At 52.3% G+C, this 13,979-nt stretch carries 12 protein-coding genes; all 12 read right to left on the bottom strand.

The window, feature by feature from the left end:
• Positions 1-15: 15 nt before the first annotated feature.
• Entirely contained in the window at positions 16-1,233 is a 1,218-nt protein-coding gene (locus tag H0484_RS05605) for a glycosyltransferase family 4 protein (RefSeq protein ID WP_226953507.1), read from the bottom strand.
• A gap of 20 nt (positions 1,234-1,253) precedes the next feature.
• Positions 1,254-3,014 carry a glucosamine 6-phosphate synthetase gene (locus H0484_RS05610; protein ID WP_226953720.1) on the bottom strand — a complete coding sequence of 587 codons (1,761 nt, stop codon included), beginning with the start codon at positions 3,012-3,014 and terminating at the stop codon, positions 1,254-1,256.
• Between the two features lie 76 nt (positions 3,015-3,090).
• A complete protein-coding gene (gene wecB, locus H0484_RS05615) occupies positions 3,091-4,152 on the bottom strand; it encodes a non-hydrolyzing UDP-N-acetylglucosamine 2-epimerase (protein WP_226953508.1) in 1,062 nt (353 codons plus the stop codon).
• Positions 4,149-5,270, bottom strand: a complete 1,122-nt coding sequence (locus tag H0484_RS05620) for a glycosyltransferase family 4 protein (RefSeq protein ID WP_226953509.1) — start codon at positions 5,268-5,270, stop codon at positions 4,149-4,151. Before H0484_RS05620 ends, wecB begins: the two co-directional genes overlap by 4 nt.
• Entirely contained in the window at positions 5,267-6,415 is a 1,149-nt protein-coding gene (locus H0484_RS05625) for an N-acetyl sugar amidotransferase (protein ID WP_226953510.1), read from the bottom strand. The genes H0484_RS05620 and H0484_RS05625 overlap by 4 nt, the downstream gene beginning before the upstream one ends.
• A 49-nt stretch (positions 6,416-6,464) precedes the next feature.
• Complete coding sequence (locus tag H0484_RS05630; protein ID WP_226953511.1) at positions 6,465-7,772, bottom strand: hypothetical protein; 1,308 nt, start codon at positions 7,770-7,772, stop codon at positions 6,465-6,467.
• Positions 7,769-8,518, bottom strand: coding sequence for an AglZ/HisF2 family acetamidino modification protein (locus H0484_RS05635; protein ID WP_226953514.1), 750 nt, complete (start codon positions 8,516-8,518; stop codon positions 7,769-7,771). Before H0484_RS05635 ends, H0484_RS05630 begins: the two co-directional genes overlap by 4 nt.
• A complete protein-coding gene (hisH, locus tag H0484_RS05640; protein ID WP_226953516.1) occupies positions 8,519-9,130 on the bottom strand; it encodes an imidazole glycerol phosphate synthase subunit HisH in 612 nt (203 codons plus the stop codon).
• Entirely contained in the window at positions 9,127-10,359 is a 1,233-nt protein-coding gene (locus tag H0484_RS05645; protein ID WP_226953520.1) for a lipopolysaccharide biosynthesis protein, read from the bottom strand. Before H0484_RS05645 ends, hisH begins: the two co-directional genes overlap by 4 nt.
• Positions 10,360-10,373: 14 nt before the next feature.
• Positions 10,374-11,468: a DegT/DnrJ/EryC1/StrS family aminotransferase gene (locus H0484_RS05650; protein ID WP_226953521.1), complete on the bottom strand. Its 1,095-nt coding sequence runs from the start codon at positions 11,466-11,468 to the stop codon at positions 10,374-10,376.
• Between the two features lie 51 nt (positions 11,469-11,519).
• Positions 11,520-12,104, bottom strand: a complete 585-nt coding sequence (gene wbpD / locus H0484_RS05655) for an acyltransferase (protein WP_226953523.1) — start codon at positions 12,102-12,104, stop codon at positions 11,520-11,522.
• A gap of 9 nt (positions 12,105-12,113) precedes the next feature.
• Entirely contained in the window at positions 12,114-13,967 is a 1,854-nt protein-coding gene (locus tag H0484_RS05660; RefSeq protein ID WP_226953524.1) for an acyltransferase family protein, read from the bottom strand.
• Between the last annotated feature and the right edge of the window lie 12 nt (positions 13,968-13,979).

Raw genomic sequence — 13,979 nt, forward strand, 5'->3', positions numbered from 1 at the left:
GATATTGACCGCGGCTTAAAGGAAATCTTTCACAAAATCGTCTTTTATCTTTTGATAGCTTCGGTTTTCCAGAAGCCAGCGTCGCCCCCGTTTCCCTATCTCTACCCTTTCTGTTTCAGGCAGGGCATACAGCGCTTCGATTTTGCTTACCAAGGCCGACAGATCACCGGCTGGAATGAAGTAACCAGACTCAGCTTCGTTGATCATAGAGGGGTAGCCATTGTACGAAGCAATGACAGGTTTACCCGCCAACATATAGTCGATCATCTTATTCAAGGACTGGCCATAACGCCAGATCTCGGATGGAAAGGTGGACAAATACAGCACGTCCGCGCGGCTTAGCACCGACTGCACTTGGTATTTTTCTACTCTTGCGGCAAATGTCAGATTGGGCAAGGAACCATATTTTTCTTGATAGCTCGCCCTGAGCCCACCGTCACCCAGCACCACAAAATGGATGTTTTCATGCCCAGCCATCTTCTGGGCACATTCAAAGAAAATATCCAAGGCATTGGTAATACCCACCGTACCGGCGTAAACCACGAAAAACTTCCCTTTTGGAAAGTATTGGTCGAAATAACTTGCATCTACCAGGTCGGTAGATATGTCTATGACTTCGTTCGGCACTCCCATGGGCAAGCAATATGCGGGTTTTTCGTAGCCCAGAACGTTTTTTACATGTTCGCCTAAATTAGGCATGGTGCCTATGATGTAGTCGGCATGCTTATAGCCCAGCTTCTCTATATAGGCCAACACCCGCACAAAAACATTGCTTTTGCTGTAACCCCCCTCTTCGGTCAACGTCATTGGCCAAATATCGCGAATCTCGAAAGCCAGCTTGCACCCGTATTTGCGACGCAAGAGAAAGCCATTCAATATCGTCAGAAGCGAGAGACTAGAGACAACGACAAGGTCGGGGGTGGGCAGCTTTTTCTTATTCATGAAGAACAGCTTGAACTCGAAGTGCAACCAGCTAAGAATTCGCCTAAAAGATTTGGCCGTGGTGATTTTGAGTGTGTTGAGCCAGTAAACCTTTACCCCCTCAAGGTTCTGCTCTAGCACGCTGCCCTCGACCTTAGGCACATACATCAGGTGGTTGGAATCGGAGGTGATGACGACCGCATCAAAACCATCTTTGGCTAGCTCTTTCCAAACCAGAAAGGGCCGACCACCGGGGGAGTTTTCCGTCGGCGACTCAAAATACTTCGACACATACCAAATCGTTTTTTTCATGTAAGGCTGTTCCCAGGCACTTAATACAGTCGCGGAATCTTATTCACCACCTTGATGACTTCAGCAAAGTCCATGCCCAAGGCGTCTAGATACCACTTGATGTTTTCATAGCGGGGACGATTCTCGTCTTTTACCAGTTCAAGCGCCTGTTCCCGACTGATGTCACCTTCTCTGATTTGGTTGCTACGGAAAGTATCGTGCTCGGTAAACCCTGCCACCAAGTAATAAATGTAGTTGTAGAACGCAGCTGTACCGTCACCTATCCGCCAGGTCGTATTCGTATCAATGGCGGTTTCCCAATCATATTGATTGATCAGGGTGCCATCTATCAGCGCTTCGTCCCAGCGCCAATAATCAAAGATGTGGTAGTAATCTTTTTTCTCGGTGAAGCTTCGGTAGTATTCACCCGACAAAGTGTCCCACAGCGAACTATTGAAATACCCCGGGCTGGCTAACATAGCCTTGAACCGCAGTTTTTGATATTCAATCTGCTTTTGCCAACCATGCATATACACCCGTTTTTCGTCGAAGTCTGGGGGGATACCCAAGAACCCGGCTTTGAAATGGGTCACTTCCAGGGGATTCACCCCCCACAAGTTCAGACTTACCCCGGTTTGCTTCTTAACCGTTTCAACGTGGCGGAAAAAATGCTTGTCGCCCGCAGTAAGCATGCTGATCATGCCCAAATGAGGCGACTTCAGCCATGCCTGCAGATTGACCCGAATATTTCGGCGCTTTTTCTCTATGTCATCCGCAATGATAATGTTTTCCACGCCTAGTTCAGCACACATTCTGCTGATGTTTCTGCGCCCCAGGTCGGTCACCATACCCCAGTCGTAGGTATAGGTAACTGGGTTCATCTTCAACTCTTTAACGATCAGATGCAGCCCATAGCAGCTGTCGCGCCCGCCCGAAAACGGCACTATGCAATCAATGCCCGTGCTACGCCTATAGGGTTCAACCAGCTTGAAAAGCTCTTCTTTGGGCTTGGGAATATTGCGCGGCTTGTAAGCTCGGCAATAGTTGCACACCCCATGCTCATCAAAATCAATGAAAGGCATGGTCTCGGGCAGTATGCACTTCGTGCAGCGCCTAAGGTGGTGCTCGGGGTACTCAAGCAGAGCAGCCTCTTGAAGATTACTCTGCAGGGCAGGAACAATGTTATTGCGCCGCTTAGAAAAATCAGACACCTTCAAGTCGGCTGCGCTAAGCGGGATGTCAATAACAACGGGCTCACGCCTAACTTGCTGGATATCTGAGAAGCCCAGTTTCTCAAGAGGATAGCGCTCGGAAGAAAATGCTTTTTCGTCTTGGCTCGCACCGAGATAAAGGCTGCCGTTATTTGAAAAGATCATCAGCTTGCCTAGCTTGGGAAACCCAATTGCGCACGCTACTACGCCCTTGCACAGCGACAAGACCTTCTCTGCCAACTCGTTTAAATCTCGACCTTGCTTGACGTGCTCAACGGCCAAGGCCGCAATCACCTCGGTGTCAATCTGCTGCAGCCTTTTAGAAGATATGTGTTTCCACAACTCTTCGTGATTCACGATGATGCCATTGTGAATCACGAAGACATCCTCGCGCACAACAGGCTGGTTGTCGGACAAGCCATTGGTGATCAAACGACTATGGCCGAAAACAACCCGAGATTTTTTGTGGTTGGTGCGCTTGAGCAGCCAATTTATGTCTTTGTCGGCTCTTTCAATCACATAGCCAGCTGGCGTCTCGTACACCAAGCCGCTCGAATCCCTACCACGCTGTCTGGCGTGTTCAGCAAGCACTTTCAAGTTGGAAGCTTTTACCGCGCTTCCAGAAACCAATCCAAATATTCCACACATATCCGTGTCTGCTTGCCTATTAATTCATTAATGCAACGATGCGAGCGGCCGCTTGACCACCACCATACAGTTGCTGAGTGTCTTGAACTCGCCGGCCGAATGCGCTTTGTGCGGCGGCCCGTATCCGCTCTGGGTCAGCGCCCACCAAGGTATTGGCCCCTACTTCCACAAGTTCAACCCACTCAGTTTGATCACGTAATGTCACGCAGGATTTGCCAAAGAAGAAAGCTTCTTTTTGCACGCCACCGCTATCAGTCATGACCAACTCTGCTTTTTCGAGCAGCCAGATCATCTCTAGGTAGCCAACAGGGTCGATGACCTCGACCTCTAGGTGTATGCCAGCCTGCTGTATCGCTTTACGTGTGCGAGGATGCAAGGGCAAAACGACTGTGGCCAGATTTTTATGTACGTCATTTAAAGCCTGAACAATATCGGCCAGGCGCGCCAAGTCGTCGGTGTTTTCTGCTCGGTGCAGCGTCGCCAATATGAAGCCCGTGTGGCCCTGCAATCCCGAGGGTGGTACTGCCTTGGCGGCAAAATGCAAGGCCGCGTCCTGCATGACGTCGCCCACATTGTGTATGGCAACCGGCTTGCTTTCAAAGCCTTCGGCTCTTAGATTACTTACGGCTGTTTCAGTGGGGCAGAACAAAATATCACTGAGCTGATCCGTCAGTATCCTGTTGATTTCTTCGGGCATCTGCATATTGAAACTACGCAAACCCGCCTCAACATGAGCCACAGGAATATGTAGTTTGGAAGCCGCCAAGGCACCTGCCAAGGTCGAGTTGGTGTCTCCGTATACCATGACACGATCCGCCTGCTCTTGAATCAAGATTTTTTCTATTTCAATGAGCATTCTGCCGGTCATCTCCCCATGCTTGGCACTATGGATACCCAACTCGAACGCGGGTTTGCTGATCCCCAACTGCTCAAAAAACACGTCTGACATATTGGCGTCGAAGTGCTGCCCGGTATGCACCACCAACTCTTGCATTGCGCCCGACTCTTTAATGCTTTTAGAGACCACGCTAGCCTTGATGAACTGCGGGCGCGCACCCACAATCGTGATGATCTTTTTCATGCAGCCCTCCGCTTGACCAGAGTTTGGTAAAAATCAATCAGCTTGCTTTCTTCCATCGTCCAGTTATATTTTTCTTGCACTGCTCGCTGGCCGTTCTTGCCCATTTGGCAAGCCGCCTCGGGATTATTCAACAAATAATCCATGGCATCGGCGATCTGCTGCGGCTGCTCGGGGTCCACACATATCCCACAGGCATTACCCTCGATAATCTGCTTCCAAAGCGGAAAATGCGACCCAATGACAGGAACCCCGGCGCTCATGTATTCGAACATTTTGTTCGGCTGTGCATCGATATGGTTGGGAAGCGGGAGAAAGGTCACCAAACCCGCCACGCTGCCAGCCAACAAATCCCGTACTTCTGTTCGAGACAACTGCCCCAATGCATCTACATGGCGCCACCCGGGCGCTGCCTGCGCCGCTTCTTGCGTATGAGCTTCTCCGAACTCTCCTGCCAAGGCCAAACGCCCTTCGCTACGCATTAGCTCCATGGCTTGAACAATCTGGAAAATTCCACGTATTTCAGCAATGCCGCCGACATAGCTTATCCAGTTCTTCTTTTGGGCCCAATCTATGTTTTCCAGCGAGAGTTCACCCAACAGTGGATAGTTATTGATGTCTATGCAATGAATACCCATATTCAGGAATTTATCGCGAATGAAAGGGGTCGCCGCAATCACGCCATCGAACTTGCGACACGCCCATTTCTCGTAAATGGCCACACCATGAGAAAGCGCCCAGCGCGCAGGCCGGTTCAGATAGGGTTTGCTCAAAAGCTGCCTGGGTACATCTTCATGCGCATCAAAGATAACGATCTTGTTTTTTTTCTTTAGTTTCAAACCCACGGAGGTGAGTTCGGGATCATGAAAATGATAAAGGTCAGCATCCAGTTCAAGCGCTTTTTTTAATACGCGCGCAGGCGCGTTTCTGATGCGATCCCATCGTCCGCTAGAAGCGCCCACATCGTAAATACTAACCTCCCGCACCTTCTCATCGCCTTTCCCATCAGCCACTACCAGACTGACCTGATAACCGGCTTGCGCCAATGAACAGCTTTCTTTAAGAAAAATGCGTGTATCAAAACGGGGGTGTGCTGACGTCAGATGACAGACTTTGATCATGAATACACCTTGATGCGACGCCCGGTGACTTCAGTCACCAATGCCTGGGCCTTCTTAAGCAGACGATGCCGGGCATCCCAATTGGGAAAATCGGTGTAATGGTGAATGGGTGCTTGCATCAGCTCATCAAACTGCTGTCTTGAAATCCTGAGCTTCTTGCAAAAATATGCAATATCCGTTTCCAGCTCGTCTGCGTCATACAAAGGCTCGGCCAATTTCTCCAGAGCCTGTTCTCGCGTCATTTGACCGGAGGCTATCAGGCTGGATAAATGGGGTTTTCTTTTGTCGTAGCCAAACTTGGTCGGCAAATAGTAGTTCTGGAACAGTTTGGTAAAGAGAGACTCGCCATGCTTACGTGCATAGGGTTTGTAGCCTATGGTCTGCTGTAACTCTTGCAGAGCCTGCTCTTTGTCGTAGGGCATGTAGTTCAGAGGCCGAACGGTACGCATCTTCTTGACGAAGGGATACCAAAAATAATAATCAAAGAAACTGATGGTTTTGTAATGCTTGAGGGGCCGCTCACCGTATTTGCGATGAATCGCTTTCAGGTTGATGGCATCCATGGCGCTCCCGTGCCAGGCATCCGGAAAAATGCCTTCGGTAGCAATATTGCCCCCCGAAAAAATATACTGAATGCCATTGCTGGTCGCAAAATGGTAAAGGCTGGCAAAGAATATGTGGTCCTGGGGAACATCCTGATTGGAAATACCCGCCCGCAAATAGGCCAGGTGCAAGTCGCGCATTTCTTCCCAATCCACGACATGGGTATGCAAATCGTAGTTGCAGTACTTGATGATGGCCTCGATATTGGCCACGGCCAGTTCGCTGTTCCAGCCCGCATCCACATGCACAACCAATGGCCTCAACCCCCACTCCCGGGCTTTCAAGGCCAGGTAAGAGCTGTCAACCCCGCCGCTCAGACCCAAAATGCAATCGTATTCCTGCCCTTTCCCGGCCGCCTTGATCTGCTCCACCATCTTTGCAAGACGCTCGGCTCCCTCTGCATTGGGAAACCAGTTGGGGCGCGTCACCGCATCAAACTTGATGCAATGGTTGCAAACACCGTGCTCATCGAAAGTGATGTCAGGGTCCGATGTATCCATGACGCATCGGCTGCAAACCTGCTCGGGAGAGTTTTTATTCATACCAGACAATAAGAAAATTTTTTGGAGTTTGCTTATAAAGCCAAGCGCTTCAGTACGACAACTGCCTCGTCGCCATCGCCGAGCTTGTTGCCCTGGCGAAAAGGAAAAGCAGTATCAACACCCCCACACCTGAGGAAATCAGCGCAATGGTGGCGGCCTGCTCGGTTAGCAAGATCGCATACAGAAAACCTAGGTATAAAAGCACCGGATTGCCCTTGCTTTTATACGCGGAATCCAAGATTAGAAAAACCACAATCACCAACAACACTGTAGCGGCATAAGCCAGCACGCCACCATCGGCAAGCGCGTGTAGCAGGCTGTTGGTGTTGGCATTTAGCCCAGGGTCGCCCAGAACCTGCTCTCCGATGACAAAAGAGACAGGTTGGCTCGCCTCTATGCCATTCAGCATAGACCACCCCATAGAGGCTCCGCTAGCACTGACGAAGTCAAAATACACCGCCATCATGAAGGCGGAAACTCCATAGGCACGTCGAAAGAAGTAATCACCGACGTACGAAAACCCAAAGATTAGGTATTCGAATAAGAAGACGAGAAACAGCGCCAGCAACAGCCCGCAAATCAGCATCCCGATGTCTCTAAGCCTACCGCGTCTGCCTGCGTATCCCAGCAGGAACGAAAGCAATACGAATACTACTGGAAGCTTCAAACCTATGACGTAGTAATACGCAACGGCACATAACAACGCGAACATGAAATAACGCCATCGACCCAACCAGCCACCCATAAAAGCCAATAAAGGCGCAAAGCCGTTAACAATCGCCATATTGAGATAAGCGAAAAAAGAACGGTCAGGGAAGATGTCACGCCCCTCTAGGCGCCGGGTATAAACATCTGCGAGCCCGAACCCAGCCGATGCCGGCGCCTTGTACAAGGCATAAAGCAGGCCTAGCAGGCATAGCCATAACAATATCCACAACACCTGCCCTTGTTTCAGCACTCCCGGCATGCGTATGGCTGGCACCAGCGGACTGCTGATCGCCAACAAAAGCACCGGCAATACCAGCACCGCCAAATCCATAAAGTATCGAGATAAGACGATTTCCCCCCGGATGCCGTGCAACACGACATAGGGCAGCAGCACGAAAAGGCTGTATAGCAGGCGAAAAAAATCGGAAGGCTTGTCAATCCTGATGGATATAACAACGCTGACAAGTAACAAGGACAGCAGTATGGCAAAAGCGTAACCAGCATCCAGAGGAAACAGCACATACCCCATATAGGCATTCGTTTCAGCGATTTGCAGCCTATACACAGCCAGGATGCCCATGGCAAGCCCGAACACCCACAAGAGGCGAGAGACACTATGCCGCCACGAGATGAGCACAGCCGCTGTCATGGAAACGCTATGTCTTTGGGATAGTTGATAAGCACCGCACGATGCTTGCCATGAAAGACAAACATGCTGCCTGCCGCCACGGCAGAAGCCCCGCCTTCTTTGACCGCCTGCTGTAGGTGCTCGATGCTCCCTGCCCCCCCACAGGCCACGACGGGAACGTGGACGCTTTGCGCCACACGCTGAATGAGCGGCAAATCATAGCCGGCCATCATGCCGTCACGGTCCACGCTGTTGATCAGGATCTCGCCGGCCCCGGCTTGGGCCAGACTTTGTACGTGCGCCTGAAGGTCCAGCTTGGTCTCGACCGTAGCCGATTTGGCCACGATACGAAAGCCTCCAAACAAGGTTTTCTTGACGTCCACCGCCCCGACCACTGCCTGATTACCGTAAATGTCGGCAACTTCGCGTATCAGCGCAGTGGATTCCGTTGCTGCCGTATTGATAACAACTTTTTCTATGCCGGAACGTATCAGTTGTCGCACCTGCGCAAGCGTACGTATGCCGCCGCCATAAGCCATGGGCATGAACGCTTCGCCGGCCATTTCCGCAATCAATTCGTAATTGGGCTCCCTGCCCTCACGCGAGGCGTCTATATCGAGCACCACAATTTCATCAGCTTCTTTCTCGCTGAAGATTCTCATGGCATTGACCGGGTCACCTACGTAGACGGCGTCTTTGAATTTCTTGGTCTTGACCAAACCATTGCCACGCAGCAGTAAACAAGGAATAACGCGCGTACGATACATTCAGGCACCTTTTGCGAACGCGGATAACAGCTGTTTGCCAAAACGATGGCTTTTCTCGGGGTGAAACTGCACACCATAAATATTGCGCTTGGCAACGCCGGCGGCAAACGGAATCCCATACTGGGCCGTCAACATGACCTCTGCGGGAGCAGCTGGATCCAGATAATAACTGTGCACAAAATAAAAACGCGCATCCGCTTGCAGGTCTTGCACCAGGCTGTGCGGGGTAGCGCCCGTCACCACCTGATTCCAGCCCATATGCGGAATGCGCATACCCGGCATCTCTGGAAAGCGCCTTACCTTCATGTCCAGCCAACCGAGGCCGGGCTCTTTGCCCTCTTCGCTGCTTTGGCCCAACATCTGCGCCCCTACGCATATGCCCAGCAAGGGTACGCCCTCGCCCAGTACCTTCTGCTCTAGCACAGGCAACAAACCCGTGGCACGCAGATTACGCATGCATGCATCGTAAGAGCCGTTGCCAGGAAGAATAATGCGGTCGGCCTGCTCAAGGACATCTGCTTGGGCGGTAATCGTGCACGGCGCATTCACGCGTCTGAGCATATTTGCCACAGCCGAGATATTGCCTACGTCATAGTCAATAATGGCAATCATCTGTTTTTCCCAAGACTAAAGCGATACGACATGACGAGATACACCACATAAAGCAAGCTGTATCCGGCGCTATAAAGTTGCAAGGCCAGATCATGCTGCTGGGGCAAATGAAGACTAAAGTACGTAACGGCCAGCAAGGCTGCCTGCCAGAACAGGTCTAGATGCTGTTTACCCGCAATGTAGACCATGTAGCTCAAGGGGCTGGCGATGAACCTCATCATGAAAAGCGGTGTCAGCCACAGCGCTACAACACCGGCCTGCGCCCACTCAGGCCCCAGCAGCAGAACAAAAGCCTCTTGCCCCCAAAAAAACATGACAAGGCAGAAAGCCAGCGAACCCGCCCCCAATACCTGAAACGTTTGAAGGTAGTCTGCGCGGCATTCGCCTCTGTCGCGAAAGCTTTGCGCAGCACGTCTTTTGAACACGTCCAGCACGGCCTTGCCGAGCAAGCCTATAGGCGCCCCCAACATACGCATGGCCATCGCCAGCCAACCTGCGGTTTCTGCGCCGAACCTGGCCGCAACAATCAGAACAGGCAACTGGGCGGACGCGGCACTGATGGAGTCTGCCGGCAGCGCAAAAATGGGGAAGTTTTTCTGTCGATACCAAAAGATTTTGCTGGCCGGCCAGATTGCACGCCATTTCCACACAATGTTTATACGCAGCACAATGACCGACACCAAGCAACCCAGCAATACCCCTGCCAAATAGGCCGCCGCCAAGGCGTCGGCTGTGGCAAGAAAAACGCCCGCCAGAATTTGCAGCAAGGTGATTCCTGCTGCTTGAACAATACGCATGACCGACAAGTATTTATAGCTACCCTCGGCTGCCGCCCATGACTGCCAAATTTGGGATAAGGCCAAAGCAAGGGCTGAAGGCGTAAGCAATAACAGCCCTCTTGCAGAGAGCTCATCCAGCCAGGACGGTGTGAGCCAAGCCATGGCGCCGATGACCACAACAGCCAGCGCGGTCAGCACCAGCGTCATCATCACCGTTGCAAACACGGCATACTGCCGCGCTGCGCCGTCTTCCTCAAGCGCCAGTGCGGCTTCGTAGCGCGCTGTTAAAACCACACTGAGAAAAGTGACGACGCCCAGCCATACGGAATACACCCCGAAAGCCTCGGGCAAGTATTGGCGCGCGATGACCAGCGCCCCCGCGATGGGAATCACCTGGGCCAACAAAGTGCCCATAAAAACAGAGCTTACGCTGCGCCAAAAACTACTCATGTGTCAAGCAACCCTCAGCCACTCAAGGCCGAGTTCAAGGCATTCAATATCTGGTCTTGGTGCTCGTGGCTAAGGTAGGGCCCCATAGGTAGACTGATGACGCGCTCGGCAACGGCATCGCCAACGGGCAGACTGGCTGCATCATCCCTTACGGCAGGCTGCTTATTGAGAGGAATGGGGTAATGCACGGCGGTAGGCACCCCTGCCTTGTTCAATTTTTCCTGCACGCCGGCACGATCTGCCACCTGGATTGTGTATTGGGCATAAACACTGATGTTGTCTTCCAAAACCTGGGGCCCCGTGCGTACCCCTATGGCATCCAGCCCTGTCGCGTAGCGCTGCGCCACTGCTTGGCGCAGCGTTATCTCGTCATCGAGTATTTGCAGTTTTGGCAGCAAGATGGCTGCTTGTAAGGTGTCAAGGCGGCTATTGATGCCCACCCGGATATGGTGATAGCGCCTATCCTGCCCATGGCGGGCAATTTGGCGAATGACCTTAGCCAGGGCCTCATCGTTCGTAAACAAGGCGCCGCCGTCGCCATAAGCGCCCAGCGGCTTGCTGGGAAAGAAACTAGTGCAGGCAATATCACTCAAGTTACAGGATTTACGACCTTTGTAAGTCGCCCCCATGCTTTGCGCGGCATCTTCGATCACCGCAATACCATGCTTGCGTGCCACCGCATTGATCAGGTCGAAATCCGCACATTGCCCATACAAAGAGACGGGGATAATGGCCTTGGTGCGAGGGGTAATCGCGGCCTCTAGCAAAGCGGGATCCAGGTTGTAAGTACGCGGATCCACATCTACGTAGATAGGCTTGGCGCCCAACAGCGCAACCGTTTCGGCCGTCGCAATATAAGTGAACCCCGGAGTGATGACTTCGTCACCAGGGCCTATGCCCAAGGCCATCTGCGCAATCTGCAGGGCATCTGTGCCATTCGCGCAACTGATGCAGTACTTGGCCCCCACATAAGCCGCTAGTTTTTCTTCCAGCTCGGCAACCTCAGGGCCAAGAATGTACTGCCCATGCGCCAGCACCTTGCTGATGTTGGCCTGTATTTGAGATTGAATGCGCTGCTGTTGTGCAGCCAAATCTATAAATGGGATCATGTCGAATATCCAAGCAAAGTTTCAGCACTGCCCTTGATAAAAATCAGGGGCTTAATCGCGAGCTTTTTTGCTAAGCGTCTTACCTTTTAGCGAGTAAATATCGCCGGTGTGAGGGCAAATGGCCTCTTGTTCGCCACTAAGGGGCAGCTCCAGGCGTTCACCGTACTCGCTCATCCAGCCCGCCTGGCGCGCCGGCACTCCAAGCATCAAAGCGTAGGCAGGCACATCCTTATTGACGACCGCGCCAGCGCCCACAAAGGCGTACTCCCCTATCGTGACGCCACAGACGATGGTGCAGTTGGCACCTAAGGTGGCGCCTTTCTTGACCAGCGTGTCCCGATACTCGCTTTTTCGCTCAATGAGTGAGCGGGGGTTATAGACATTCGTGAACACCATGCTGGGCCCACAAAATACCCCCTCTTCGAGCACGACATTATCGTAAACCGACACGTTGTTCTGAATTTTGCAGTGATCACCTATGACGACTTGGTTGCCAACAAAAACGTTTTGCCCCAGAGACACGCCCTTGCCAATGCGAGCCCCACCACACACGTGAACAAAATGCCAAACTCGCGAGCCCTCACCGATCTGGGCACCGTCGTCGACGATAGCGCTGTCATGTTGGAAGTAGTTCATGATGAATGCCTATTTACCTTCTTTACTTTGGATCAAGGTCGGGAAAATCTTTTCTAACTCTTGCGCATACAAGCGTGCACCACTTTCGTTCAGATGATGGCTGTCCATATAGATGTATTCGCCGGCATGTATGGGCGGGCTGCTGAACAGGCCAAAATCCGCAGCTTGTACGAAACGAGCGTTCTCGTAGGCTGCGATCAAATCACTGATCTGCTTATCGCTTTGCCCGGTGGAAAGCACCTTGACCGGCTGCCTTGGCAAGCCAAGCTGGGCAAAACGATGCATACGGATCACGTTTGAGCTCAGCATGGGCACCTGGCCCAATACAACAACCCGCACGTCGCGCTCCTTCAAGTACGCCAAATAGTCTTCCAATGCCTGCATGAAAAGACGGCTTTCATTCTGATATTGCCACATCGCGGCCAACACCACGACATCCACGTCTTGCTCTTGGCCTTGCACATAGGCAATCTGTTCGGCGCAAGCCTGTTGTGCCCAGCTCGGTAAACGCGCAATATCGAACTCGGGTATGGGGACACAACTGCTCCCCGTCACCACCTTGAAGGCCAGGCCTTGCCGATTGCCCAGTTCGTCAAAAGCCAAATTTAATTGCGCCGCGTGCGAATCCCCGATGACCAGCACAGAAGGCCTCTTGCTTTGGTCCCCTCGGATACACGCTTGCACCACCTGACCATGGCATATGGTTTGGGGCTGAGCGTAGCGGGTACGTTCTTCAGGCAGCGCCGCCACTGCGCCGGCGTTCAGCACCGAACCTTTTGCTTGCAGCCCGCCTAGCAATGCCACAAGCCCCAGCATTGCGCCTATCAGCCTTCGGGTGTTCTGCCTACTCCTGAAAGGCGTTTCTATGTATCGATACGAAAGAAAAGCCAGAATAAACGCAGCCATGCCATAGAAAACCAGCCACGACGCTTCAAGCTCGTATTGCTGCGTGTAATAACGCATGAACGCCAGAATCGGCCAATGCCACAAGTAAAGGGAATAAGAGATTGCGCCAATTGCGCCGAAAATACGCCAGGAAATCAGCCTATTAAAGCGGGACTCGCGGGCGGCCAAGAGCAATGAGGTTCCCACACACGGCAACAACACCCATGTCCCGGGAAAGGTGGTTTGGGGCGTAAACCAGAAAGCCAGCACAAGCAGTATTGCGCCGCAAATGCCGGCAAGCTCGGTAAACCGGGTGCTCAGGCGCAGCGAAGGCTGTACCAGAGCCAACCACACCCCGAATCCGAACTCGGCCGAGCGAGCCAATAAGGAAAAATACAGGGACTGTTGCTGCGCTATCGCATAATCAGACCAAGCCAGAACGGCAATGACGAACACAGGTAGGCCATAGCGCAAGGCGCGTCTGGGCAGAAACACCAGCAGAAAAGGCAAAACAAGATAGAACTGCATTTCTATGGCCAAAGACCAGGTGTGCAGCAGCGGGAGCTCGTCGGAGCTGGGTGCAAAGTAATCACCAAACCCTGCAAAATAGTGATTGCTATTGAAGATCAGTGCACTGCCCAGGCTATCTTTGAAAAACGCAAAATCTTGCGGCACCAGTAACAAGGCGGCAATTAGCCCCACCACCAGCAACATGACCAGGTAGGCCGGTACGATGCGCTTGATGCGCCCCAGGTAGAAGCCCGCCCATTGAAACTTGCGCTCGGGACTCAGAATCAACCTGGACACGATATAGCCGGAGATGACGAAGAACATATCTACGCCGACAAAACCGCCCGGCAACCACTGGGCATTCGCGTGAAACACCATCACCGCCAACACGGCGATAGCGCGCAAGCCCTGGATATCTTGACGGAAATCCAGACCAACGGCTTGCGGTGATCCTGCTGAAGGTTTCAAAGACGGGCCGAC

The sequence above is a fragment of the Mesopusillimonas faecipullorum genome, assembly GCF_020539505.1.
In the GTDB taxonomy this organism is placed as follows: domain Bacteria; phylum Pseudomonadota; class Gammaproteobacteria; order Burkholderiales; family Burkholderiaceae_B; genus Mesopusillimonas; species Mesopusillimonas faecipullorum.